The following is a 25,930-nucleotide window of genomic DNA, read 5'->3' as shown; positions in this document are numbered from 1 at the left end:
TTAAATTTATCTACAAAATTATTCCGTAATTTTAAAGAGGACACAATGGAAAATAACGCGACCCAGCCTGCAAATTCTGTGCAGGAAAGTCAAAAAACCACAAAAAAACACCAAAACTCGCGCACTCACATCCCCGTAGACGGACACAAAATCGAAGAGCTAAGAACTCTTAGTCTAGAGGAGCTCATCGCTATCGCAAATAGCGTAGGCGTCGAGAATCCGCGCGAATTTCGCAGACAAGATTTGATATTTGAGATCCTAAAAACCCAAACAAAACAAGGCGGATTTATACTTTTCACGGGTATTTTAGAGATCACGAGCGAGGGCTACGGCTTTTTGCGCTCGGTAGACGCAAACCTCAGCGACAGCTCAAACGACGCCTACGTCTCAAACTCTCAAATTCGCAAATTTGCCCTGCGCGTGGGCGACATCGTGACAGGTCAAGTACGCGAACCCAAAGATCAGGAAAAATACTACGCTCTGCTAAAAATCGAAGCGCTAAACTATATGCCGCTAATCGAGGCCAAAGAGCGCCCGCTATTTGACAACCTAACTCCGCTTTTCCCGACGGAAAAACTTCGCCTCGAGTATGATCCCATGAAGCTAACGGGCCGCGTGCTCGATCTCTTTACACCACTTGGCAAGGGTCAACGCGGCCTCATCGTCGCCCCTCCTAGAAGCGGTAAAACCGAGCTCATGAAAGAGCTAGCCCACGGCATCGCGCGCAACCACCCCGAGTCGCATCTCATGGTATTGCTCGTAGACGAGCGTCCCGAGGAGGTCACCGATATGCAGCGCTGCGTAAAAGGCGAAGTGTTTAGCTCGACGTTTGACCTGCCTGCGATGAACCACGTGCGCGTCGCCGAGCTCGTCATCGAAAAGGCCAAGCGCCTCGTAGAAATGGGCAAAGACGTCATCATCCTACTTGATAGCATCACCCGCCTAGCGCGCGCGTATAACACCGTAACTCCGCCAAGCGGTAAGGTGTTAACCGGCGGCGTGGACGCAAACGCCCTGCATAAACCTAAGCGCTTTTTTGGTGCGGCGCGAAATATCGAACACGGCGGCAGTCTCACCATCATCGCTACCGCGCTCATCGACACGGGCTCTCGTATGGACGAGGTAATTTTTGAGGAGTTTAAGGGCACGGGCAACAGCGAGATCGTCCTTGATCGCAACATCTCCGACCGCCGTATTTACCCGGCCATCAACGTACTAAAATCAGGCACCAGAAAAGAGGAGTTACTGCAAAAACCGGACGAACTGCAAAAGATCTGGGCTATCCGCTCGGCGATCGCGACGATGGACGACGTAGAGGCGCTTAAGTTTTTATACGCTAAGATGCTAAAAACCAAGGACAACAAAGAGTTGCTTTCAATCCTTAACGAATAGCTAAGTTGCGTTTTTAGATAAATTTAACCCTTGCACGAGTCGTTTCGGCTCGCCGACCTATTTTAAAATACTCTAATTTTTATAAATTTACAAACCGTCGCCGCTTAAATTTATGCCAGCAACGGCTATTTTAGCGCCAAAATTTAATGTAGCCTTTCAAATTTACCTTTAGCTTTTGCTGTCCGCCGCTTTGCGGGCATGAGCAATCATCAGCGTTTTTTAGCTTTTAGCTTTTTTACCTCGCTTAAAAGCTCTTTGTTTTTAGCGCTCATTGCTTCTTTTTCTGCTTGCAAATCACCGACTTGCTTTTTTAGCTCCTCAATATCCATTTTGTCCTCCACGAGAGTTAAATTTAAGGCACTGCCTTTGATAGAATAGTAACTTAAATTTTAAAGCGGGTTGGTTTGGTAAAAATATTCTGAAAAAGTCCAAATTTGGCAAATCCTGCAGGATTTACTATTTTTTGTCATTTTCGCAGGATTTTTTGAGAGCACGAAAAAACAAAAAAGTCAAGAGTAAAATTTACATCGAAATCGTTGTAAATAATTTTTTTCTTACATCGAAAACGATGCATAAAATAAAATTTCTTGCGCTAGGAATGATGTAAAAAATATGGTATAATGACGGCACAGTTAAGGCGAAAGGTCTGACCGCAAGGAAAATGGCCCAGCTTCCTAGCAAAGCATTACCGCCCCGTTTAGCACGCAGTGTTCCTGCGGAGGTCTATCCGTGTGAGGGTGTGGGTGGTCTCACCGCCTTATCTGTTTTTCTGAAATGCTTTCATATCACTATCCCAACGCTTCTTATTTACGTGAAAAATCACGCCATCGGTTGGGTTTATCCCTATGTCTATCATTTTATTTTTGTCGCCGTTTAGCGCTTTGGCTATGATAAAGCCTCCCTTGCGAGATGATGGCTTAATATAATCATAATTTTTTAGAGCGTCGGCAATGATAGCTTTTACCTCGTTTTCATCTTTAAACATTCCGTCATCTTTATGGTGTTCGTATAGATATTTAATCGAGCCCCTAATCTTATCCGTATTTAAATTTATCCGCTTTTTTAGCTCTTTCGGTACTTCAAAATGCTTAACGCTTTCTTTTGAGTATTCCCAAACGCTCTTTTTCTTGGCAAGTTCGCCCAAATCCAATACTCGCCCCTGCTGCGTTATCAAATCTCGCATAGTGATCTTGCCTTGCATAAATAGCTCGGCTCTGCCTTTACCTAGCGTCTTTTCTATCACTTCGGGGCTTTGGGTTTTTAGCCAGTCGTTAAACGTCATATCCTGCGGCACGTAGCCGTCCATACTTGACCTAGTGCGACCGCTCGCTTCATCCATTCCCTCGACGCCTAGCTCGTCCCAACTTTTGGTTACCGGTATTATGGTGCTGCGGTAATTAAAATGAGTATTTACGCGGGGTTTGCGAAACGGGAAATTATGCCCGATAGGCTCGTAGTCCTTATCCCATATTAGTCCGTCGTAGGCTCTACACAGCTCTGACGTGCGAGTATCTAGCGTGGCTTGGTATTTGTAGCATTTTATGACGCCCGCGTTTGCTTCAAAAAAGGCTTGACGAATTTCGCTTACTATTGCGCCCGCTCCGGTTAATGCTATCGCCGTTGCATCGCGTTTGTTTTTTTGTAAAGCCTGCGATATTCTTTGAGCTAACATCGGCGTAGTTTCGCCTAGGCTCACGCCTATTTTTAGCTCGCGCTCAAGGCGTTTTTTCTGATCGGCGTTTAAGCCATTGTTCCACGCTTTGACGGTCGCGCTACAACAAAGGCAATAAAACTTGCCCGCGAATTTAGAGCCGAATCAAACCCCTCAAATCTCCAAAATTTCAGGCTCTCCAAATAGTCGTTTGGCTTCTTTTAAAACTGCTTGATTTTTTGTGGCTTTAGGATCGGTTTGGGTTTTTGCGACCAAATTTGACGTAGGATTTTGAGCGTTTAAATTTGCCTCGCTTTGAAACTCGTCGCCGCTTAAATTTGACATATCTAAATCTTGTCTTACGTCGGCGTTTGCAGGCTCGCTTGCGTCTTGCTCAAAAAGGCCATCGTCATAGTCCGCCGCCTCGCTAAACATCTCGCTCACGTCATCATGATCAAACGGCGGCTTGCCAAAAGTAGCCGTTTGCAGTGCGATGTTTTGGTTAAATTTAGTTGTGCCGCTTGGTTTTTGCTCCGTTTTTGCGGCGTTTTGACTCTCGAGTTGCCTTAGTTCAGCATCTAAAAACGCCAGATCCGCCCCGGCTGCGATTCCGTCGTCGGTCTTAAATTTTAGCGAATACGCCTCATGAAAATCGTGCGTGTCGTCGCGCATACTCTCAAAATCGGGCGCAAATTTAGGCTCGGTCGGTTGATTTAAACCATCCTGCGTTTGCAAGCTTTGCGTCAAATTTGCCGCGTTTTTGTTTAAATTTAAGGGCTCGGTTTCGTCGCGCAACGAGTCGCTATTAGCTTGCGTGCTCGGAGCCGCGTCATTTACATCCGTTTGCGTTTGCTGCGTCAAATTTTGCGTTTGCTCGCCCTGCTCGCCGCTTTCAAATTTGGCGTCTAAATTTTGCTCCGAGGACGTAACTACACTATCCTCGCTACCGTCTGAAAACAAATTTCCGGTCAAATTTGAGGGCTCTTGCGCTTGGGCGTTTTGGCTGAAATTTTCTTGCGCGACGTCCGCGTCAAATTTGCCGCTCTCATGACTTGAAACGGTTTTGGCGTCATCAGATTTTGCCGCACCGCCGCGCTCGTCACCCAAATTTGCCGAGCCCTTTTGCTCTTGCGCCCCTATTTCTGGGCTTTGCCTGGGAGTTATCTTTATCTTTGCGCTCTCGCCAAAAAGACTTCGCAAGATCTGCAAAATCACCTTCGAACCCTCGCGAAGCCGCTTCTGATCCTCGCCCGCCGCGCTTGAAGCCAGACTCATACAGCCGTCCGAAAACTCCAAAAACTCGATGCAGTTTTTAAAACACTCGCCAAGATCAAAGCTGCGGTCGTAAATTTTGGCCAAAAATGCCTCGTAAGCGGGATTTGGTATTTTCGCGGTGTGGGTTTGGCTACCCGGCTCCTGCGGCACCTGTGCGCTCAAATTTGCCGAGCTATCCAAAGCCTGCACCTTTAAATTTCGTCCCTGAGCCGTACCGTTTTGTGAAGCGAGTTTAGCCACGTTTGCGCCCGTCAAATTTGATCCGTCCGCAGAGGGCGAAATTTGACCCGTCTGTGTAGGAGCCGCAGATTTAGCCGCTTCGCCTCGTCCGCCAGCAAAATTTGACGCCGCGCGGGAGCCGCCAAAATCGGCCGTGCGCGCCTGCGAATCCGCAAATTTTTCCCTCGCGTCAACGGCTATCATCTCGTCGATCGATTTTAGATTTATCGCCTCGATCATCATAAAAAGCATCACGCCAAGCACGAATCCGCCGTCACTGCTGACGCTTAGCATCGAACGCGCCTGCGAGAGGATCCTAAAAAATCTCTCGTATAAAAGCAGCGAGTATTTCGGGCTTTGCGCGAGGAAATTTGCTTTTAGATTTGCCGTTATCTCATCTATCACCATCTCGGCATCATAGCTCTCCAGCTGCGCTACCGCCGCGCTTACGGCTGATTTATCGCCGCTCGTAACGAACGCCAAAATCTCCTCTATGCGCTGCGGATCAAGCAGTCCCAGCATCTGCGCGACGGCGCTTTGCGTTAGCTCGCCCTTGGCGTAGATGATGGCCTGATCTAGCAGCGTGAGAGTGTCGCGCAGCGAGCCCGCGCCGCTACGAGCGAGTATCTCGAGAGCCTCTTTTTCGTGCGGGACGTTTTCGCGGTTTAGGATAAAGTCAAGATGCGCGACGACGTCCGGGCGCGAGATCTGGCGAAATCTAAAATGCTGCGTGCGCGATAGCACCGTAGCCGGGAGCTTGAGCGGATCAGTCGTGGCTAGGATAAATTTGACGTAGGGCGGCGGCTCCTCGAGCGTCTTTAGCAGCGCGTTAAACGCAGGCGTGGAGAGCATGTGCACCTCGTCGATGATAAAAATCTTAAAGCGCGCGATCGCCGGAGCGTATTTGGTCTGCTCGATGAGCCCCTTTATATCGTCGATACCGCGGTGGCTGGCCGCGTCCATCTCGATGATATCGATGTGGCGGCCTTCGTTTGCAGCGATACAGTTGGCGCACTGCTCGCAGGGCCGGCTTGTCGGGCCGCGATCGCAAACAAGCGCCTTCGAAAATATCCTCGCGCTTGATGTCTTGCCGCTGCCGCGAAGTCCCGAAAAAAGGTAGGCGTGGGTTAGGCGGTTCTCGTCCAGAGCGTGCGTGAGGCTGGTGCTGACGGCCTCCTGGCCTACGAGCTCGCTAAAATTTCGCGGTCTATATCTAAGCGCTAATGCTTGCAACACGGATTTTTCCTTAAACTTAAGATGAGATATTCTACTTTTTTTTGGATAAAAATTTAATATATTACGGCTCGGGGCGTCGCGAAACGAGTCGCCGAGCGGGATAAATTTGGGCTAGTAAATTTGCCCGCAGGCGCGAATCCGTTGCATGCGTGGGACCTGGCAAATTTGACATATATACTGCTCGATTCTTGCAAAACTGCTACAAATTTGATGCAAAATAGCCCAGCCCAAATTTCGTCAAATTTAGCTGCAAAGATTTTGGTAATTTGGCGAAATTTGCTATAATCGCACGAAAATGAAATTCAAAAAAGGGAGAAAATGAGAAAAGTTGTATTATGCGCGTTTATTTTGGCATTTGGATTTTTAGCTGCTGGTTGCGAGAGGAACGACTACCAACACCCGATGTACCGCTCTACTAAAAATAAATAACCTAAAATTTGGCGGTTTATCCGTCGCCTTAAAATCCCAAATTTATCTTATTTTGCCGTTTAATAAAATTTGGCGTTTGCAAGGTGTATTTTAAAATTTAATTTCCTCGCAGGCTTCTTTTATTTTTTAAATTATGGATACTGATAAAATTTGAAAAATAAAAAGCGGCAAATTTTAGCGCGCGAAACAGATCAAATTTGAGCTAGATTTATTTACTCAAATTTAACCCGGACGTTGCGCCCTAAATTTACCGCTCTAAACAAATGCTGCCAAAAGGGCTCAAATTTGGCTACAAATCGCCAAACAGCGCCTTTAGATCCTTCGCGTTTTCGTCTTTGCTCTCGCCTCTAGCGCCTAGCTCGTTTAGCTCGATCTCATAGCCTGTTAGCATGCTAGCTAGCCTGATATTTATGCCGCTTTTGCCGATAGCCTTGCTCTTTTGCTCGGTTACTAGGCTCACGACGGCTTTGTTATTTTCGCCGATTTTAACCGAGCTGATGATCGCGGGCGCCATCGCTCGCGTGATGAGGATCGCAGGCTCGGCCGAATACTCGATCGCGTCGATATTTTCGCCGTTTAGCTCCTTTGTGACGGCGTTTATGCGCACGCCTTTGGTGCCCACTGTCGCGCCCACGGGATCGACGTTTGGCGAGGTGGCTACGAGCGCTACTTTAGCTCGTTCGCCCGGGATTCTGGCACTTGCGGCGATCAGCACTAGTCCGTCTTTGATCTCCGGTACTTCGGCTTTTAGCAGTGCTTCGAGGAATTTTGGCGACGTGCGGCTTAGCTCGACCTTGATACCCATAGATTTGTCGATATAGACGCTTTTTATGACGGCTTTTACGACGTCGCCCGGCTTAAATTTCTCGCCTTTTATGCGGTTTTTGCGCGGCATCACGGCTCGCAACTCGTCTATTTCTATGAAGGTATTTTCATCGCCATCTACGCGCGTGACGGAGCCAAAAACCATGTGTCCGACCATGTCTTGATATTTTTGGAAGATTTTTTCCTCCATCAGGCGCTGGATGTGATACTCAAGCTCCTTGTGAAGCGTCTGCGCGGCGGTGCGGCCGAGATTGTCGGTAGATAGCTCGTATGTTAGCTCGTCGCCGATCTCTACTCCGCTATCGACCTTTCTAGCCTCTCTTAGACCTATAAAATGCTCGTTATCCTCGGCTAAGCGCTCGTCGCCGTCCTCTACGACGGTGATTTTTTGATATAGATGAAGAGTCTTGGTCGCATTATCTATAACCGCGTCGTATTCGTAGTTTTCGCCGTATATTTTCTTTGCGGTATTGATAATAGCTCTTATGACGCGCTCTTTTACGTCCTCGATTTCGAGTCCTTTTTCATTTGCGATAGATTCTATGATATCCGCTATTTTTTCCATATTATTTTTGCTCCGTTATTTAAATTTGGGGGAATTTTTGAGTTAGAGGGGTATTATACAAGCTTTATACTTTTAAGAAGTTTAATGCGTTTTTTAAGATGTTTTTGCTATATTCACAGATTAAATTAAAGATTTCAAAGGATTAAAAATGGAGCTAAAACTCGCTAGAACGCAACTTGACGCCAAACCAAAAACGATCTCTCTTGAAAAAATCGAAGCGGCATTTGCTAAAGATCCGCAACAAATTTTCTATTTCGACAGAGAAAACAGCCACAAACAACTCATCGCTTTGGTTGAATTTTTCGAGGAAAAAGGCCTTAGCGTCTATCACCGCACCGTAAAATACGGTCTCGACGAAAACGACTACATGTACGAGGTGCACATCCTTTGAGCGCAGCGCAAAAAAAGCTCTTTATCCAGACTTTAGGCTGCGCGATGAACGTCCGCGACAGCGAGCACATCATTGCAGAGCTTAAACAAAAAGAGGACTATGAGCTCACTCAGGACATCTCCGAGGCCGACCTCATCCTTATCAACACCTGCTCGGTGCGCGAAAAGCCTGTGCATAAGCTTTTTAGCGAGATCGGCGGTTTTGAAAAAGTAAAAAAAGCAGGCGCTAAAATTGGAGTTTGCGGCTGCACGGCAAGCCATCTGGGAAGTGAAATTTTTAAACGAGCGCCTTACGTGGATTTCGTACTCGGTGCGCGAAACGTCAGTAAAATTTCAGCTGCCGTTAAGACGCCTAAATTTATCAGCACCGATATAAATCACGACGAGAGCGAGTACGCATTTGGCGAATTTCGCGGCTCACCGTATAAAAGCCACATAAATATCTCGATCGGCTGCGATAAAAAATGCACCTACTGCATCGTTCCGCACACCAGAGGCGACGAGATCTCGATCCCGGCAAATTTGATCCTGCGCGAAGTAAAAAAAGCGGCCGAAGGCGGAGCGAAGGAAATTTTCTTGCTCGGGCAAAACGTAAACAACTACGGCAAGAGATTTTCAGGCACGCACGAGAAGATAGATTTTAGCGACCTACTCGTAAAGATCAGCGAGATAGATGGCGTCGAGCGCATACGATTTACTAGCCCGCATCCGCTCCATATGGACGATAAATTTTTAGAAATCTTTAGCCAAAATCCCAAAATTTGCAAATCCATGCACATGCCGCTTCAAAGCGGAAACACCAAAGTACTACGCGAGATGAAGCGCGGCTACACCAAAGAGTGGTTTTTAGACCGAGCAGCTAGACTGCGCGCGATGTGCCCCGAGGTTAGTATTTCGACCGACATTATCGTGGCGTTTCCTGGCGAAACGGACGAGGAGTTTGAGGATACGATGGACGTGCTGGAAAAAGTACGCTTCGAGCAAATTTTTAGCTTTAAGTATTCGCCTCGCCCGATGACCAAGGCGGCGGAGTTTACAAACCAAATCGACGAAGTCGTCGCAAGCGCTCGTCTAACCCGCCTACAAAGCCGTCACAACGAGATTTTAGACGAAATAGTCGCGGCGCAAAAAGGCAAAATTTTTGACGTATATTTTGAGGAGCTTCGTGCAAACGGCGGCGTCGCCGGCAGAAGCTTTAATAACTTCCTCGTTCAAGTCGCAGGTAGCGAAGAACTGCTAGGCAAGACGCTAAAAGTGCGCGTGAACGATCCAAAGAGAATGGTGCTTTACGGTGAGCTTGTGGGCTAAATTTAAACGAAGCGTTTTTATAAATTTAGCCCCGCGCATTATCTATTTTTTTATTTGGATTATATTTTTAACCTGCAAAAAGAGCTTTTCTAAGACAAATTTGACGAACGAGCCCTGCGTAGTGCTATTTTGGCACGGCAGGCTGGCGCTAATGAGCTTTGCCTACGTACACTGGTGGAAAAACGGCCAAAATCCGCAAAGACGCGCCAAGGTAATAATAAGCGACCACAAGGACGGCGAAATCATCGCACGCGTGATTTCGTTTTTCGGTATCGGCGCGATCAGGGGCAGTAGCTCAAAAGGCGCGGTAAAGGCTCTCGCGCAAAGCTTTAGAGAGCTAAAAAGCGGCGTCGACGTCATCATCACCCCGGACGGCCCGCGCGGCCCCTATCACAGCGTCGCCGACGGAGCTGTCGTCATCGCACAAAAGCAAAATGCGCCTATACAAATTTTAAACTACGAAGCGAGCAAATTTTGGCAGCTAAAAAGCTGGGATAAGATGATAATCCCAAAGCCTTTTAGCGAGATTTCTTACACGCTCTCGCCGCCTTTTAGCCTGACAGGCATGGAGCTAGAAGCCGCAAGAGAGCAGATAAAAAAGGAGATGGAAAAATGAGCTCAAAGACCGTTATTTTAATTATCGGAGCACTTTTGGCGGCTATTTTTGTCTCATTTGTTACGCTTAGCCCATCTTACAAAAACGCGCTTGGAGCCAAATTTTACTACGAAATGGGCGATTACGAAACCGCCTATAAGCTCTCAAAATCAGCCTACCATAAAGATATCTACAACAAACTCGCCCACACCGTGATGGTGCAAAGCGAAATCTCACAAAAATACGCCCTCTACATCGCTCGCTCAAACGGCTACCTAGAAAATATCCAAAAAATCAGCAAATCAGGTAAAGTAAGCAAAGTAAATTTAGACAAAATTCGTATGATGTGCGACATCGCCGTGAGCGACTATGCAGAGCTTAAGCCGTCAAATTTGACCGATTCAGACCTACAAGAAGAAGCAAAACGAATAAAAGATAAATTTTTAACCCTACAAAAAGAGCTGTTTTAACTCTATTTTATGGCTTTTTGGGTATTATAACGCATCGTAATTTTTAGGAGAAATCTTTGCTGATACGTCGTTTTTTTAGCGTTTTATATCTTAGCGCCGTTATCCAGTCTAAAAAATGCATATTTTACGGCGAGGCATACAAGGGCGCAACTCCTATCAAAACGATAAAAAATGAATTTGACCTAGAAGAGTCCGGCAAAATCTCGGACAGAATAAAAGAGTATCTAAAAAATCTACAAAAAGAGTATAAATGGGTTTATATTTCGCTATTTTTCGACGCGCTCGAACAAGGCGCATTTGAGGCAAAAAATGCCGAAAATCTCGAAAAACTAGGCATAAAGACAAAAGAGATAACTTGCATAAATCCTGCTAAAAATTGGCTGATCTATGCAAAACTTTCAGACGTTAAAGCCGCCGAGAGTAAATTTGGCGATACGGACATAGACGTACTTTATTCGCCCATAGTACTTATACAAAAAGAGATCGAGAAACAAAAATTATCTACGGCAAAGACGCTTTTTATTTATGCCTGCAAAGAAATTTTCGCCATCTGCATTACATCAGGTAACGGCGCAAAATACGCCACAGTTTGTAAGCTAGATGAGGACGACGGCGACGAGAACGTCGAATTTGATAAAGAAAACAGCGACGAGATAGATGATTTTATCACGAATGTAGACGAAAGCTTTAACAACATGGACGGTCTAGAAAATTTAGACGATATGTTAAAGACCGGCGATAGCCAAGAGGAGTTTGCCGACCTAGACTACGATATAAATATGCCAGAATCCACCGATGTAACCGCCTCGGTATCGATATTTGGGCGCGATATGAGTATGTACCGGTATATATCGTTAGCGCTTAAAGAATTTTATTCAAATCCTCTATACGAAGGCGATTTTATCGAAAATGTCGTGATTTTCGACGCTACAGAGAGGACGAGCGCTACGTTTTTACACTATCTAGAAAACGAACTCTTAGTAAAAACCGCCGTTTATCCCGTCGATACGCTAAAAACGATGACCGAGCTAATGAAAAAAGAGTTGGAAAATGACTAGTTATAGCTTTATAAGACCTCAGAGAAAACCGATTTTTAACCTTTTTAGCAAAATTTGGCTGTTTTTTATCGCTACGATAGTGTTACTTTTTGCTGCGGCAAATTTCTTTGTTGAGTTTAAAAGTAACTCGCTACGAAACGAAACGCAAATTTTAAAACAAAAACAAGAGCAGACGCAAGAGCAAATCAAACAAGCCGACGAGCTCACTGCGCTTTTAAAGCAAAGAAGAGATAGCGCAAACGAGATAGCGGCCTCAAATGCTGTCTTAAAACAAAGCCTGCGCAATCTACTCGATCTTGTCCCCTCAAGCATCACGCTACACGAGATCTCGATGGATAAAAACTCACTCGTCGTAAAAGGCACTACGCCTAGCCGAGATATTTACAATATGTTACTCGCCACGCCGCTAAAGTCGATTTTTAACACGTCAAATACCTCTTTTTATCAACTAGATAGCGGCTGGCTAAATTTCATCAGCACAAATAAAACCGACAGCTTAGAGGGTAAAAATGAGTAAAGATAGAAGCCTACAAAATATCGACGTTACCAAATTACTCATCTATATTCTAATTTTTATAGTCGCTTGCCTTGTGATGATATTTGGCTTTTTAGTACCGAGTATCAAAGAATACAAGCAGGTAAAATACGAAAGTCGCATGCAAATCGCCGCAAGTGCGCAAACGCAAAGGCTCTACGACACCAAATCAAAAGCCCTAAACGAGATAAAGCAAAACGACAAGGCCGTATTAGAAGCTCTTGAAAACAAATTTGACGTAGAGAATTTTACTCAATTTGCCTCAAAGTACTTTATGAACGTAAATCTAAGCGAGCCAAAAGAGGCCGCAAAAAACGGTGAGATCTCGGTCTACGAGCTAACGGTAATGGGCTCCATGAAAACTCCTGCTAAATTTTACGAGTTTATGGATGCGCTACAAAGCTACGAAAATATCGTAAAAATCGACTTTCCGATCAAAATGCGCAAGGATGCCGAAAAAATCGACGCGACCTTTGGCGTCAAAATTTACAGCTTAAGATAAATCAAAGTTTTTACTCTCCGCTTTTTGTATAATCCTTAAAATTTAAGTTAAGGATAAAAAATGATTAAATTTAATAACGCCGCCGTTGCCTTGGCGACTGCGATCTTAAGGGATTATCTTAACGGAACGGTAAATTTTTTCGCCTCTAGAAAAGCTGCAAAATCCGAACTAACGAAACTCACGCCGGCCGATTTTAAAAACGTGCGCGCAAATTTGCTAAATTTAGGCTTTAAGAGCGAGTTTATCGATGAAAACGCCGCCGAGCTATCAGAAATCCTGCGCGGTATCCTAACAGCCGAGCGCCCCAATTTACCAAAAGACCACCCTATCGCCACCTACATCGACGAAAACGATGCCGCGCGCGAACTAATCGCAAAGGCAAAAGAGCTGCTAAAAAAGAAATTTATCAAAAACGAATGGCTTGAAATTTACGACAAACTGGGCGGCTTTAACAGAACGCACTTTGCTAGAAAACAGCACCAGCTCTACTCAATGCTCGAAAACAAGGGATTTGACCGCCCGTCGCGCTTTATGTGGAGCTTTGATAACAAGGTCCGCGACGGTATCGCCGCAGCGCGCGAGCTGCTAGAGTGCGGCAAGGCGGATGAGTTTATCGCGGCTCAGCACGAGATCTACGAAAATCTACTCGATCTGCTCGGACGCGAGGAGGCGGCGCTCTATCCGACGTCGCTGGAGCTAATCAGCGAGGATGAGTTTCGCGCGATGAGACGAGGTGATGACGAGATCGGGTATTTTCTCATCGAAAAGCCGAGCGAATTTTATCCGTTAAATTTGGAGTCCGGTAGCAGCTCGGAGGCAAATTTAAAGGACGTAAATTTACAAAGCGAGTCAAATTTAAGCGCGGCAAATTTACAAAACGACAACCTAAACGAAGCGGTTTTAAATCCGAATTTCCTAAAAGAGCTGTCAAATTTGATGAGTAAATACGGGCTAAATCCAAACGCGAACAGCGATAAAAACGCGGTTTTTGACGTCGCCACGGGCAAGCTTACGCTAGAGCAAATCAATCTCATTTATAAGCATATGCCCGTTGACCTCTCATTCGTCGATGAAAACGAGATCGTGAAATTTTACACCGACACCAAGCACCGCGTATTTCCGCGAAGTGCCGGCGTCATCGGGCGCGACGTGAAAAACTGCCACCCGCGCGAGAGCGTAGCTAGCGTGCTAGAGATCATCGATGCGTTTCGTAAGGGCGAGCGCGATGAGATCGACTTTTGGCTGGAGCTTCACGGCAAATTTATCTACATCTACTACGCCGCAGTGCGCGATGAAAACGGCGTATTTAAGGGGGTGCTAGAGATGATGCAAGACGTCACGCGCATCCGCAGCCTAGAGGGCAAACGCACGCTGGTGACGTGGGACGATCTAAAGAAAAAATACGGGGAGTGATAGTTTACGACCAATAAATTTACTTGAACTTAGTAGTCAAGGGCTACTAAGTTCAAGATATTATAAATCAATTTTTGTTTGTATCTTAGATATCTATAAGCTCATCATCATATCTGCTTTTATACATGCTAATTTTTACTTTATTGTCGTTTAATATATGCTTTATAGCATTTACTAAACATTTTAAATTGCAAGCTATATTGTTTTCGCCATAATTAACTCTAGGCAAAAATCCCCTTCCTAGAACTATACGCTCTATATCTATATCTACATTATTGCAAACATTGTCCAATATTGCCCTATATTCATGCTCATATTCCCAAACATTATCTTTTCTGGTTAATATATCGATTATGTTTTTTTCAGAATGGAAATATGATTTACCTTCATAAATATTGATATCTTTAATTTTCTGACGATATCTTACCTTTTTTACATATTTTCTACGAAATGCTTCTTTTACACTAAAATCTATCCTTAGCCCTAGATGACTATTTGCATAATGTGCCCACATAAGTAGCTCGTGATTTCTATATTTACCGTTTTTCTCAAAATCATCAAATTTCTCACTAAAACAACATATATTTTTTTCTAGTTTTCTTTCATACATATTATCTAACACTTCTTTAATACTAATTCCTTGTTTATATATAGCGTTAAACCAACCCTCTCTAGCGTCATTAAAGGTAGTAAAATTAGGAGCGTAAAGTTGTTTATTTTCCAATATGCCTCTTAAGCGCTTATTACTGTCAGAATAAAGCGAACATACAAAATTAGAATGAACATCTATTTCGCCGCTATGAACAAACGGTCTAAATTTTGAAAATATCTTGATTTTCTCTTTTGTTTGCGACATTTTTATAATCCTCTATTAAATAATATTATCTAGCATATGAAACAATAGCATATTTTAAATATTTTTTGAATTAATTTTTAGCAGATTTACATTGTTCTTGTATAAAAGCCAAAATATTATAACCGTGAACAACAGAAGAGGCAATACTTAGTTTATCAGATAATAGACGGCATCACACGCATTTCAAGCAATGACGAGATTTTCATCCATCTCAACCACATTTGCGCCTTTTCTAAAATTCGGGTATTTTTTCAGCACCGGCTAGTGGCCGAAGTGCAGATCGGAGGTAAAACAAACGTTCATAAAAGCTCCTCAAATAGCGCAAGATCCGCGCCCTCGGCAAATAAAAATCCGCGATTTATCGGCGGGATTTTTAGGGTGCGGCACGCTTCTTTAAATTTCTTTTCCATCGCGGCTTTGATATATGGCGTTACGAGAATAATTTTTGCGCCAGCCCCGACGGCTACCTTACCGCCTAGCACGCAGCCCGTGCCATTTTCTAGGCAGCGTGCGCATTCGCTTCGCTGCGCCGAGCTTAGCACGAGTCCTAGCCGCTTGCAGGTAAGACCCACGCCGCGAAGCTCGTTTGCACCGCGTTTTACGAGGTAAATTTTAAGCGCAGGATTAGAAATTTCGGGAGCTAAATTTAACGCATCGGCCGCCAAAAACTCAAAGCTCTTTTTCACGCCGTTAAAATATTCGTCCAAAAACGGCTCGCTAAATTTAGCGCGAATAAATCCGCGCTTAAACCGGTCCGTCAAATTCGTCTCGTCGGTGAAGTATTTTAGGTTTCGCTCACGCAAAAACCGCTCCAGCTCGCACTTTCGCACGCCTAGAAGCGGACGAGCGATCACGTAATCCTCGCGAGTCTCAAGCTCCTGCATGCCAAGCAGCTCGCTAAGCCCCGCGCCGCGCCCAAGCTGCATCAAAAACCACTCGAATTTATCATCAAACTGATGCGCCAAGATCAAATTTTCATATCCCCGCTCGCGGCAAATTTCGGCGAAAAAATCATATCTGGCCGCGCGCGCCTCGTGTTCGAAATTTGAAGCGCCCAGCTGTACGCTTTTTACGTAGATTTGTTTGTTAAATTTAGCCGCCAGATCTCGTGCCGAGGCGACCTCGTCCTTACTTTGCGCGCGGACGTTATAGTCCACGATCGCAAGGTCAAATTTCACGCCCGCCTCGTCCAAAAGGTAAAAAAGTGCCGTACTATCGACGCCGTGCGAAAATGCAAGCAGATTTCGCCCCGATTTTAGCTTATGTAAAACTGGCGCGCTTAGCATTTTAGGCCTTTGCCGTGATCTTGCCTAGCGCCTGGGCGCCCGCTACCTGCGTGATCTCGCACCAGTAGCGACCGCCGGTTTCTAGCTGCTCCACGTCGCTTTCGTTGATCAAAATTTCGCCGTCGATGTCCTTGTCCCACAGCGCCTTTTTCGCGGCGTAAAACATCTCGCCCTCGCTGCTTTCGCCCTCGAGCGAAACGATAAATTTTTGCCCTAGCTCCTGCGCGAAGCTCGCCTCGATCGCGGCTCGAGTGATATTTTCGATCTTGCTTAAGCGCTTTGAGATGATTTTGGCGGGCACCTGCTCCATCTCGTATGAGAGCGTGTCCTCCTCTTTCGAATATGCAAACGCCGAAACGCGGTCAAATTTAAACTCCTGCAAAAACGCGCAAAGCTCGTCAAATTCAGCTTCACCCTCGCCCGGGTGTCCGACGATGACGCCCGTTCGTAAAAACGCACCAGGTGCCTTTTTCATCAAATTTAAAAGCTCTTTTATCCGCACCGCGCCGCTTCCGCGCCTCATTATTTTTAGCATTTTGTCGCTCGCGTGCTGGATCGGCATATCAAAGTAGTTTACAAACACCGGCGAGGCGATGATGCGCTCTATTAGCGCGTTTGAGGTTGTGCTAGGATAGAGATAAAGTATGCGCGCGGTTTTGACGCCCTCGATCTTTTCTACTGCGTCAATTAGCGAGATAAGCCCGTCGCTAACCGCGTGATCGCGCATATACGAGCTGCTGTCTTGCGAGAGGAAGCTAAAGTCGTAGTAGCCCTTTTTTACGAGCTTTTGCACCTCGTCTACGATGTTTTCCAGCGCACGGGATTTTAGCTTACCTTTAAAGGTCGGGATCGCGCAGAAGCTACATTTTTGGTTACAGCCCTCTGAAATTTTGATGTAGGCGTGGTAGTTTGAGCCCGTTATCACACGCTCTTCGCTTGCTTGCAGGTAGGTATCCGGGCTAAATAAATTTTGCTTTTTTAGGATGATTTCATCGATCTTGTCGTAGTCTCCGACGCCGGTAAATAGATCAACCTCGGGCAGCTCTTTCATCAGCTCCTCGCGGTAGCGCTGCATGAGGCAGCCCGTGACTACGAGCAGGGAGCCTTTTTTGCGCGCTTCGTGCATATCCAGGATCGCGCGGATGCTCTCCTCTTTTGCCGAATTTATAAAGCCGCAGGTGTTTACGATAATGACGTCAGCAGAGGCGACATCTGGCGTGATCTCATAGTTTGAGAGGCGTCCGAGCATGATCTCGGAGTCCACCAAATTTTTGTTACAGCCTAATGATACTAAGTGAAGTTTGCCCATCTTATACCCACAGATTGTCGATCAGGCGCGTTTTGCCCACATACGCGGCGACCAGGATGATGGTGTTGTCCGGTTCTATTAGCGAGATCTCGTTTAAATTTCTATCGACGATCGCGACGTAATCGACGTTTAGCGGCTCTAGGGTTTGTAGCATCTCGCCTTTTATCGTTTGTGCGCTTAGCTCGCCTGCCGCGATCAAATTTGAAGCTTTTTTAAGCGAATGCGAAAGCTTAAGCGCCTCTAGCTTTTGCCCCTCGTCTAGGTAGGCGTTTCGCGAGCTAAGCGCCAGTCCGTCGCGCGCGCGAACGATCTCGCAAGGCACGATCTCTAAATTTAAAAAACAGGTTTTTACGAAATTTCGCACGATGAGTAGCTGCTGCGCGTCCTTTTTGCCCATATAGACGCGCTTTGCGTTTGTTAGATTAAAGAGTTTATTTAGCACGCGAAGCACGCCGTCAAAGTGTCCAGGGCGAGTCTTGCCCTCAAGCACACTCGCTAAATTTTCAGGCGCGCTGATTAGCGGCTCGGTATCAAAATATAGCTCCCTAGCCTCAGGCGCAAACATCGCATGCACGCCCAGCTCCTCGCAAATTTTAGCGTCGTTTTGTTCGTTTTTGGGATAGCTATCAAAGTCCTCGCCCGCCAAAAACTGAGTCGGGTTTACGAAGGTCGAAACGATCGCGGTTTTGTTTTCTGCTACGCATCTTTTTATGAGGCTAGCGTGCCCATCGTGAAGCGCGCCCATCGTAGGTACGAAGCCGATATTTTCGGGATTTGCCGCGACAAAATCTCGCAGCTGTTCTGCTGTTTTTAAAATTTGCATTTTCTCTTCTTTATGTTTAATTTTAACGCGCGATTATAGCAAATTTTATCTTTACTCTTACAAATATGTTATAATCACGCCAAAAAGCACAAAAAAGGTCTTAAATTTTGGATAATTACGAATACACGGAACTCCTAAAAACCCTAAACACGAAAGTAGAAAATATCGCGGGCGTCGTAAAACCCGAGAGTATCAAAGCTCGCCTAAAAGAGATCGAGGAGATGGAAAACGATCAAAATTTCTGGCAAGACATCGCAAAAGCGGGCGCCATCGGCAAAGAAAAAACGAAAATTTCAAATATCTTAAATAATTTCCTAAATGCCAAAAGCGCCGTAGACGACGCAAAGGATCTATACGAGCTGGCAAACTCTGAAAACGACGAAGAGACGATAAATTCGCTCTTTGCCGAGGCTGGCGAGTTAGAGGATAAGATCGTAAATTTAGAGATTTCTATGCTACTTAGCGGCGAGGACGACGGCAAAAACGCCATCGTCACCATCCACCCGGGCGCAGGCGGCACGGAGAGTAACGACTGGGCTAGCATGCTATACCGCATGTACCTGCGCTTTTGCGAAAGAGAGGGCTTTAAGGTCGAAACTCTGGACTTTCAAGAGGGCGAAGAAGCCGGGCTAAAGGACGTGAGCTTTATCGTTAAAGGCGTAAACGCTTACGGCTACCTAAAGGCTGAAAACGGTATCCACCGCTTAGTACGAACCAGCCCGTTTGATAGCGCAGGTCGCCGTCACACGAGCTTTACCAGCGTGATGGTAAGCCCCGAGATCGACGATGACATCGAGATAGAAATCGACGAAAAAGATCTAAAAATCGACACCTACCGCGCAGGCGGAGCAGGCGGTCAGCACGTAAATAAAACCGAGTCTGCCGTGCGTATCACTCACGCACCCACCGGCATCGTCGTGCAGTGTCAAAACGACCGCAGCCAGCACAAAAATAAGGCCACCGCGATGAAAATGCTAAAATCGCGCCTGTACGAACTAGAATTAATGAAACAGCAAGAAGCCGCCGGCAGTATCGAAAAAAGCGAGATTGGCTGGGGGCATCAGATCCGCTCCTACGTGCTTTTCCCGTATCAGCAGGTTAAAGACAACCGCAGCGGCGAGGCATACAGCCAAACCGACGCGATACTAGACGGCGATATAAAAAAGCTCATCGAGGGCGTTTTGGTAAGCCAAAAAAGCATAAACTAGAAAGGAAAAATATGGAAATTTCAGCTCTTTTAAACCAACTAGGCTACAACGAAAACGACGCAACCGCCGCACAGGTTAGGCGCATACTAAACAACTGCGACGGGTTAAATTTAAGCAGTATCATCACACTAAACGACCACCTAAAACCGCTTGGCGGCTTCGTAGCGATGAGCGGCAGCGAGAACGTGTTTAAGATAAAAAATGCAGACAAAACGCCCGATGCGCTAAACGTGATCGAAAACTGGGCTGAAAAAAACAAGATAAACATAAAAAAAGTGAATGAAACTACGCACTACATACTAGGAAAAAACATATGAAAAACTACGATATCATCGTCATCGGCTTTGGCAAGGCCGGCAAAACTCTCGCCGTAAAAGCCGCAAATTTAGGCAAAAAGGTCGCCGTGATCGAAAAATCGGCGCAGATGTACGGCGGAACATGCATAAACATCGGTTGCATCCCGACTAAAAAGCTAGTAAATTTAAGCAAAGAAGCGCAATACGTAAATAACAACGTCGCTGGCGAATACTTCACGCTAAGTATCGAGAAAAAAGACGCTCTCGTTTCCGCGCTTAGAGCTAAAAATTTCACTATGCTTGACGGCAACGCAAACATCGACGTGATAAACGGCACGGCTAAATTTATAGATAAAAACAGCATCGAAGTCGCGGCTACGGATGGCTCAAAAAGCGTGATTACCGCGCCGACGATCGTTATAAATACGGGCTCGGTTAATGAAAAACCAAACTTTGAGGTTAGTTCAAATTTTGCTTACGACAGCACGGGGATTTTAAATCTAAAAACGCTTCCAAAGCACCTAGTAGTCGTGGGCGGCGGATATATCGGGCTTGAGTTTGCCTCGATGTTTGCCGAGTTTGGCTCAAAAGTTACCATCGTAGCTCGCTCGGGCGTGCTAAAAAACGAGGACGAGGACGTAAAACAGAGCGTAAAGGCGCTGCTACAAATGCAAGGCGTCGAGATTTTAGAAGGCTGCGAAGTTAAAAATTTAAAAGACGGCACGCTAAATTTCACCCAAAACTGCGAGCCAAAAAGCCTTGACGCGGACGCATTTTTACTAGCGACGGGGCGCGTAGCGGCGACTGCGGAGCTAAATTTGAGCGCAGCAGGTGTACAAACGGACACTAAGGGAAACGTGCTAGTAAACGAGTTTTTACAAACCGCCCAGCCGCATATCTACGCAGTGGGCGACGTTCGCGGCGGCGAGCTTTTCACGTACACGAGCCTAGATGATTTTCGCATCGTATTCGACAAGCTTTTTGGTGCGGGCAAACGTAGTACTCTAAACCGTTCACCTCACGCTAGCGCGCTTTTTACCGAGACTCCGCTAGCTAGCATAGGACTAAGCGAAAAACGAGCCATGGCGCAAAATTTAGACTTTAAAGTCCTAAAACTAGCGCTAGCCGCGGTCCCCGGCGCAAAGGTAGTCGGCAACGAAACAGGATTTTTAAAAGCGATCGTGGAGGCAAAAAGCGGCAAAATTTTGGGCGCAGCATTTCACTGCGTTTACGCAAACGAGCTTATCAACGAGATCGCCATCGCAATGGCTCTAGGCGCGGGCGCTGATTTCTTTAAAAATCAGATTTTCACCCACCCTAGTATCAGCGAAGCGCTAAATGACCTCTTTGGACAATTTTAAAAACGACGGAAAGGATAAAAAATGAGAAATTTACTTCTTACCTTTATCGGGCTTTTGTTTGTAGGATGCGCAGCTTCAAGCGGCGGACCCAACGACAACCCCGACTACGATTTTAACAAACGCGCCATCGAAGTTCTAAAGCCAAAATGCGAAAGCGGCAACTACTCCGCGTGCAACGATCTTGCCATCAGCTATCAAAATCTGCAAGATCACAAAACCGCTCTAAAATACTATGAAAGAGCATGCAAAAACAACTATCAAGCCGCCTGCACAAACCTCGCCAACATGTACCAAACCGGCCTTGGCGTAAGCAAAGACGCAAACAAAGCACTTGAAATCTATAGCGCCTCATGCACGAACGGCGGCGCGTATTCGTGCTACTACCTAGGCGAGTTTTATCGCTCAAACGCCGACGGCAAAGAGCCAGACTACGCAAACGCTATGTCGGCCTACGATAGAGGCTGCAAACTAGGCGACGTACCGTGCTGCACGAACACGGCCGTACTTTACGAGCACGGCCTAGGCGTAGCGCAGGACGAGTCAAAAGCTAGAAGCATCTACCGCTCGGCGTGCTTTAGCGGCGACACGTCTGCATGCGACAATCTAAAAAGAATGGGCAGAAAGCGCTAAATTTAACGCATTTAAATTCGGTGTTAAATTTACTACGGCGAGTCAAATTCGGCTCGCCTTTTTAAATTTGACCGTAGCAAATTTAACTTCAAATTTGCCTCAAAATTTACCTCCCAAAACCCACATCTTAAAAATATAAAAACCAAAAACCATCCGTCAAATTTGATGCCTAACACTCGCAAATTTAACAGCTAAAATTTAGGTTTTATTTTTGACGTTCCATAGCCAAATTTTATTCGCTCCGCCAAAAAACAGGTTAAATTTGAGCGGATTTTCCCTGCAAATAGCAAAAACAAACAACGCCAAATTTGAGTAAATTTTATAAAAGATAGAAAAAGAGGGGCTCAAATTTAAGCCCCCGGAAGCGTAAGTTTAGAATAAAAATTAAAATTTATAAGAGACGTTAACCTTAAAGTTTCTGCCAGGCTCCCAGTCGATCGCGTTCGCATCGCCCGTGTACTGGGCCATTCTTTGAGAGTGCGAGACGTAGGCTTTGTTAAATACGTTATAAACGCCAGCGTTTATCTCAAGTCCTTTAAATTTACCGCCACTTGGCGCATAAGTGAGATAGATATCACTCACGGCGTAGCTCGGGATATGTACGGCAGCGTCGTTGCCAGCACTCGTCGTGTCTTTCGAGGCGAAATAAATAAGATTATAGCCCACGAGCGTATCGATAGCGTTTATCGAATACTCGGCGTTAAAGGTGTATTTGTCGCCTTGGTCGCGGTAGCCAATGATATTTGACGTGTAGTAGCCGCCGCTACCGTTTCTCACGCGGTCTTTATATCTTACTTTTTGATGAGTGTAGCTGGCACCCAGGCTTAGCGCATCTAGGTTTAGCCTAGCCAAAAGCTCGACGCCGTCGATATCCGCGCCGCCTGCGTTGATCCTATAAAGCACCGGATTTATGCGTCCGCCGGCTGCGTTATTATCTACGATTAGATTTTTGTATTTGGTTTTAAAGTATTTAGCTACGAAGCTAACGTGTCCCGTTTCGCTAAACTCGCCCTTGTAGCGTCCGCCGATCTCGTAGCTATCGCCCGTAGTGGCCTTTAGATCAGGGTTTGCTCTGTATCCCAGCGCCGTACCCCTGCTAGAGCCGCTAGCTAGCATGGACTCCATAACGTCCGGTCCTCTAAACACCTTAGCGTAGCTAGCAAATACCCCAAGCCCTTTCATAAACTCGTAATCAAGCGCGAGAGCTGGCGTAAATTCGTCAAATTTGTATTTGTACCCGCCGATATTTGCGCCGGTACCGTTATAGGTCTTTAGCTCGTGGCGCTCGTATCTGATGCCAGGAGTCACGGTTAGGCCTGCAAATTTGATCGCGTCTTCCAAATAAAACGAGTAGTTGTTTACTTTTTCGGGGCGGTTGTTTTGCGGCTTGTTAAAATTTTCGCTGTGGTAGTACTCCGCGCCGTATCTTAGCGTTTGCGTCACGTCGCCCGTCTCTATCGCGGTTTTTGCTTTCGCGCTTAGGCCTCTAGTTTTTACGCCCCATTTGCTACCGTCGATCCTCTGATGTTTCGTATGATAGGCCGTTACGTCTAGGTTTAGCAGCTCGCTAGGAGTAAATTCGTACTTTAACGTCGTCGTGTCGCGCTCGTATTTGCGGTAGTCATCATTTGTATGCCAACTACCAAATTCTGCTCTTAAAGGATAAAGTCCCTTGTAGTGGTTGTGCTCGTGAGAGAGCGATATCCTGTGCGCATCTAAAAAGCTGTATCCGAGCTTAAAAAGATAGCTAAGGTCGTTGCCGTCGCCGCCGATTTTCTTGCCATTGCCGCTTTTACCGTAGTCGTAACCTTTGTGATTTATCGCGGCTAAAAAGTCAAGCCCCTCGACGGGCGCGGTAAAAACCATGAGTCCTTGCGAAAATTCGTCGTTATTTGAGGCATAGCCCGTTTTGATTTTGGCGCCGATGATTTCGCCCTCTTCCAGCAGATCTCTAGCGTCCACCGTCCTAAAGGCTACCGAACCTCCCAGAGCCCCAGCGCCGTTTACCACAGAGCGCGCACCGACCTCAACGTCGATGGCTTTAATTAGATCAGGGTCGATTAGTAGGTCTGCGTTGTGGTGAAAGGTATTTCCGTTTTGTTTCGCGCCGTCGATCGTGATGTTTAGACCGCGGTCACTCACGCCTCTCATGTAGATTTTTTGATTCATGCCGTTCGTACCGCCCACGTAAACGCCCGGGATATCGCGCATAACGTCTTTTAGTATGCCTGCGTTTCTCGTGCTTATTTTTACGTCGTCTACGCCGTAGCCGCCGCTAGTGCTGCTTACCTCTACGCCGCTTAGCGTTACGTTCTCCGCGGCATTTGCGCCGATAGCCAGAGCCGCTACGAAAGAAAATTTCGCAACATTGTTAAAACTCATTTTTTCTCCTCTTTAAATTTACGAAAATTTGCGCCGATTTAGAAAAACATTTAAATTTTGTTTTCTTTAATCAGCTCAAATTTTGAAAACGAATACTACAATCTTAAGACTAAATTTTAGGTAAATTTATATAAAATATTACTTGCTTATTCGTTATTGACAATAAATACCATAATCTGCTATAATTGGCGCGCAAATTTTACAAGAAGGCATTAAATGGAATTTCTCAAACACAACGTCGATTACGTTATCATCGGTATTTTAGGGCTTATGAGTTTTACGGTAGTGTGGCTTACGATAGAGCGCTTGATCTTTTACGCAAACGTTAAATTTGAAAACTACAAGAACCAAGACGACTTTGAAGAGAGCGTAACCAGAAATTTAACAACGCTTTATATCGTTTATTCAAATGCGCCGTATATCGGGCTTTTGGGTACGGTTGCGGGCATCATGGTAACCTTTTACGACATGGGTATGAGCGGCGGCATCGATACTAAAAGCATCATGGTCGGCCTGTCTCTCGCACTAAAAGCAACCGCGCTAGGCCTCATCGTCGCGATACCGACGCTAATGATCTACAACGCGTTTATGAGAAAAGTGGACGTACTCGTAAACCGCTACAAGGCTTCACGTGAGAATGCCTAAAAAAGAGGGATTAAACGTAATCCCACTCATAGATATTATGCTCGTTTTGCTAGCTATCGTGCTTAGCATCTCTACCTTTATCGCTCAGGGCAATATCAAAATCGACCTGCCAAACAGCGAGAGCGCGGAAAAAAAGCAAGACGAAAACGATAAAATAGCCGTTTTAATTAATAAAGATAATGAATTTTTTATAGGCGAAGAGAAAATCGCCGAGGAAAATTTGAAAGAAAAGCTAAACGAGATAAAAAACGAAACGTTAATAGAACTTAAAAGCGATAAAGAGAGCAAATTTGACTCGTTTATCAAGGTTATCGACATACTAAAAGAAAAAAATCATGAAAACTTCGCTATCACGACAACAACTGAATAGACGCGCCAGCTTTACGGGGCTTGGCGTTTCTATCCTGTTGCACTCTATCCTCATCGGATCTTTTATCAAATTTTACGAAGAACTAAAACCGATGCCGGAAGAAAAAAGCGTCAAGATAGCGCTAAATACCTTTACGCCGCCAGCAGCTCCGCTCCCGCCAGCACCCACCCCACCGGCCCCGCCGCCTCCGGCACCGCCTGCGCCGCCTCCGCCAGAACCTGTCGTCACGCCGCCAGAACCGCCAAAACCGGTCGAGCCACCTAAGCCGATAGAAAAACCAAAACCAATAGAAAAACCGGTAGAGAAGCCAAAACCCGTGGAAAAGCCCGTGGAAAAACCAAAGCCTAAACCTACGCCAAAACCGGTTAAAAAGCCTGAGCCGGAACCGGAACCGGAACCGCAAGTAGCGCAGGTAGTACCGCCTGCACAGCCGTCGCCGCCTACTTCTACGCCGCCCGCAGCGCAACCAAGTAGTGCTCCAAGCTCGAACGTAAAATCAAATTTACCGCCTAGCGGAGCTGAAACAGTTGGAGAATTTAACTTCGCGACATCAGCCGGCGACGAGAGATTTTCTAAGATCCAAAAGGCGATACAAAAGCATCACAAATACCCTAAACGCGCGCAAAAAATGCGCCATCAAGGCGTCGTAGAGGTTAGCTTTTTATACAAAAAAGACGGCAGCGTCCGCGACGTAAAGGTGATAAAAAGCTCAGGCTTTGAGACACTAGACGAGGCCGCAGTCGAGCTCATAAACCGCGCTGCACCTGATTTTCCGACGCTTGATCGCGACTACGTCATAAAAATCCCGGTTAGCTACAAACTCACCTAAATTTAAGCCGTTTTTGCGGCTTAAATTTTATCTTTAATTCTACAAATTTGACGCAATAAATCAAAAAATCAG

General features: G+C 45.9%; 23 protein-coding genes and 1 pseudogene. 16 read left to right on the top strand and 8 right to left on the bottom strand.

Features of this window, described 5'->3' with window-relative positions; translation table 11 throughout:
* Positions 1 to 45 precede the first annotated feature (45 nt).
* Positions 46 to 1,392: a transcription termination factor Rho gene (gene rho, locus Q0394_RS09220; protein ID WP_298947035.1), complete on the top strand. Its 1,347-nt coding sequence runs from the start codon at positions 46 to 48 to the stop codon at positions 1,390 to 1,392.
* A 757-nt stretch (positions 1,393 to 2,149) separates the two neighbouring features.
* On the opposite strand, the pseudogene Q0394_RS09215 reads toward rho, so the two are convergent.
* From Q0394_RS09215 to nusA, 3 genes and pseudogenes are all read right to left on the bottom strand, one after another.
* Positions 2,150 to 3,100: pseudogene (locus Q0394_RS09215) on the bottom strand (minor capsid protein); the annotation flags it as partial.
* A gap of 117 nt (positions 3,101 to 3,217) precedes the next feature.
* A complete protein-coding gene (locus Q0394_RS09210; protein WP_298947267.1) occupies positions 3,218 to 5,770 on the bottom strand; it encodes a DNA polymerase III subunit gamma/tau in 2,553 nt (850 codons plus the stop codon).
* 721 nt (positions 5,771 to 6,491) lie between these two features.
* Positions 6,492 to 7,592 (bottom strand): transcription termination factor NusA, encoded by a 1,101-nt coding sequence (gene nusA, locus Q0394_RS09205; RefSeq protein WP_298947031.1) that lies wholly within the window; start codon positions 7,590 to 7,592, stop codon positions 6,492 to 6,494.
* Between the two features lie 148 nt (positions 7,593 to 7,740).
* Between nusA and Q0394_RS09200 the strand changes: the two genes are divergently transcribed.
* From Q0394_RS09200 to Q0394_RS09165, 8 genes are read left to right on the top strand one after another with little or no spacing between them, the layout of a single operon-like run.
* The gene (locus tag Q0394_RS09200) at positions 7,741 to 7,983 is read left to right on the top strand and encodes an HP0268 family nuclease (RefSeq protein ID WP_002949978.1); all 243 of its coding nucleotides are present in this window, start codon (positions 7,741 to 7,743) and stop codon (positions 7,981 to 7,983) included.
* Positions 7,980 to 9,290 carry a tRNA (N6-isopentenyl adenosine(37)-C2)-methylthiotransferase MiaB gene (miaB, locus tag Q0394_RS09195; protein ID WP_298947029.1) on the top strand — a complete coding sequence of 437 codons (1,311 nt, stop codon included), beginning with the start codon at positions 7,980 to 7,982 and terminating at the stop codon, positions 9,288 to 9,290. The genes Q0394_RS09200 and miaB overlap by 4 nt, the downstream gene beginning before the upstream one ends.
* Entirely contained in the window at positions 9,280 to 9,906 is a 627-nt protein-coding gene (locus Q0394_RS09190) for a lysophospholipid acyltransferase family protein (RefSeq protein WP_366115940.1), read from the top strand. Before miaB ends, Q0394_RS09190 begins: the two co-directional genes overlap by 11 nt.
* Positions 9,903 to 10,355, top strand: coding sequence for a hypothetical protein (locus tag Q0394_RS09185; protein WP_002949984.1), 453 nt, complete (start codon positions 9,903 to 9,905; stop codon positions 10,353 to 10,355). The genes Q0394_RS09190 and Q0394_RS09185 overlap by 4 nt, the downstream gene beginning before the upstream one ends.
* Before the next feature lie 56 nt (positions 10,356 to 10,411).
* The gene (locus Q0394_RS09180; protein WP_298056685.1) at positions 10,412 to 11,413 is read left to right on the top strand and encodes a hypothetical protein; all 1,002 of its coding nucleotides are present in this window, start codon (positions 10,412 to 10,414) and stop codon (positions 11,411 to 11,413) included.
* Positions 11,406 to 11,930: a hypothetical protein gene (locus Q0394_RS09175; protein ID WP_298947023.1), complete on the top strand. Its 525-nt coding sequence runs from the start codon at positions 11,406 to 11,408 to the stop codon at positions 11,928 to 11,930. Before Q0394_RS09180 ends, Q0394_RS09175 begins: the two co-directional genes overlap by 8 nt.
* Entirely contained in the window at positions 11,923 to 12,450 is a 528-nt protein-coding gene (locus Q0394_RS09170) for a hypothetical protein (protein WP_298947021.1), read from the top strand. The genes Q0394_RS09175 and Q0394_RS09170 overlap by 8 nt, the downstream gene beginning before the upstream one ends.
* Before the next feature lie 60 nt (positions 12,451 to 12,510).
* The gene (locus Q0394_RS09165) at positions 12,511 to 13,863 is read left to right on the top strand and encodes a PAS domain-containing protein (protein WP_298947019.1); all 1,353 of its coding nucleotides are present in this window, start codon (positions 12,511 to 12,513) and stop codon (positions 13,861 to 13,863) included.
* Positions 13,864 to 13,948: 85 nt separating this feature from the next.
* Here the strand turns inward: Q0394_RS09165 and Q0394_RS09160 are convergent, their stop codons facing one another.
* From Q0394_RS09160 to panC, 4 genes are all read right to left on the bottom strand, one after another.
* Complete coding sequence (locus tag Q0394_RS09160; RefSeq protein WP_298947017.1) at positions 13,949 to 14,719, bottom strand: DUF2971 domain-containing protein; 771 nt, start codon at positions 14,717 to 14,719, stop codon at positions 13,949 to 13,951.
* 299 nt (positions 14,720 to 15,018) lie between these two features.
* The gene (gene tilS / locus Q0394_RS09155) at positions 15,019 to 16,005 is read right to left on the bottom strand and encodes a tRNA lysidine(34) synthetase TilS (protein WP_298947015.1); all 987 of its coding nucleotides are present in this window, start codon (positions 16,003 to 16,005) and stop codon (positions 15,019 to 15,021) included.
* A gap of 1 nt (position 16,006) precedes the next feature.
* On the bottom strand, positions 16,007 to 17,314 hold the full coding sequence (gene rimO / locus Q0394_RS09150; RefSeq protein WP_298947013.1) for a 30S ribosomal protein S12 methylthiotransferase RimO: 1,308 nt from the start codon (positions 17,312 to 17,314) through the stop codon (positions 16,007 to 16,009).
* A 1-nt stretch (position 17,315) separates the two neighbouring features.
* Entirely contained in the window at positions 17,316 to 18,137 is an 822-nt protein-coding gene (gene panC, locus Q0394_RS09145; RefSeq protein ID WP_298947011.1) for a pantoate--beta-alanine ligase, read from the bottom strand.
* Between the two features lie 107 nt (positions 18,138 to 18,244).
* Here panC and prfB point away from each other — a divergent pair, with 107 nt between their 5' ends.
* From prfB to Q0394_RS09125, 4 genes are read left to right on the top strand one after another with little or no spacing between them, the layout of a single operon-like run.
* A complete protein-coding gene (gene prfB / locus Q0394_RS09140) occupies positions 18,245 to 19,345 on the top strand; it encodes a peptide chain release factor 2 (RefSeq protein WP_009492776.1) in 1,101 nt (366 codons plus the stop codon).
* 11 nt (positions 19,346 to 19,356) lie between these two features.
* Complete coding sequence (locus Q0394_RS09135; protein ID WP_298947009.1) at positions 19,357 to 19,662, top strand: type II secretion system protein; 306 nt, start codon at positions 19,357 to 19,359, stop codon at positions 19,660 to 19,662.
* Positions 19,659 to 21,002 (top strand): FAD-dependent oxidoreductase, encoded by a 1,344-nt coding sequence (locus Q0394_RS09130; RefSeq protein WP_298947006.1) that lies wholly within the window; start codon positions 19,659 to 19,661, stop codon positions 21,000 to 21,002. Before Q0394_RS09135 ends, Q0394_RS09130 begins: the two co-directional genes overlap by 4 nt.
* A gap of 21 nt (positions 21,003 to 21,023) precedes the next feature.
* Entirely contained in the window at positions 21,024 to 21,632 is a 609-nt protein-coding gene (locus Q0394_RS09125) for a tetratricopeptide repeat protein (RefSeq protein ID WP_298058706.1), read from the top strand.
* 384 nt (positions 21,633 to 22,016) lie between these two features.
* Here the strand turns inward: Q0394_RS09125 and Q0394_RS09120 are convergent, their stop codons facing one another.
* Positions 22,017 to 24,014, bottom strand: coding sequence for a TonB-dependent receptor (locus Q0394_RS09120; protein WP_298947004.1), 1,998 nt, complete (start codon positions 24,012 to 24,014; stop codon positions 22,017 to 22,019).
* A 216-nt stretch (positions 24,015 to 24,230) separates the two neighbouring features.
* Here Q0394_RS09120 and exbB point away from each other — a divergent pair, with 216 nt between their 5' ends.
* The 3 genes from exbB to Q0394_RS09105 are packed head-to-tail and all read left to right on the top strand — an operon-like array spanning position 24,231 to position 25,858.
* A complete protein-coding gene (gene exbB / locus Q0394_RS09115; protein WP_002950017.1) occupies positions 24,231 to 24,659 on the top strand; it encodes a TonB-system energizer ExbB in 429 nt (142 codons plus the stop codon).
* Positions 24,652 to 25,029, top strand: a complete 378-nt coding sequence (gene exbD / locus Q0394_RS09110) for a TonB system transport protein ExbD (protein WP_002950018.1) — start codon at positions 24,652 to 24,654, stop codon at positions 25,027 to 25,029. The genes exbB and exbD overlap by 8 nt, the downstream gene beginning before the upstream one ends.
* On the top strand, positions 24,995 to 25,858 hold the full coding sequence (locus Q0394_RS09105) for an energy transducer TonB (protein WP_298947003.1): 864 nt from the start codon (positions 24,995 to 24,997) through the stop codon (positions 25,856 to 25,858). The genes exbD and Q0394_RS09105 overlap by 35 nt, the downstream gene beginning before the upstream one ends.
* Positions 25,859 to 25,930: the final 72 nt, after the last annotated feature.

The organism is uncultured Campylobacter sp. (assembly GCF_938039205.1).
In the GTDB taxonomy this organism is placed as follows: Bacteria; Campylobacterota; Campylobacteria; order Campylobacterales; family Campylobacteraceae; genus Campylobacter_A.
This window is presented reverse-complemented; position numbering and strand designations above follow the sequence as displayed.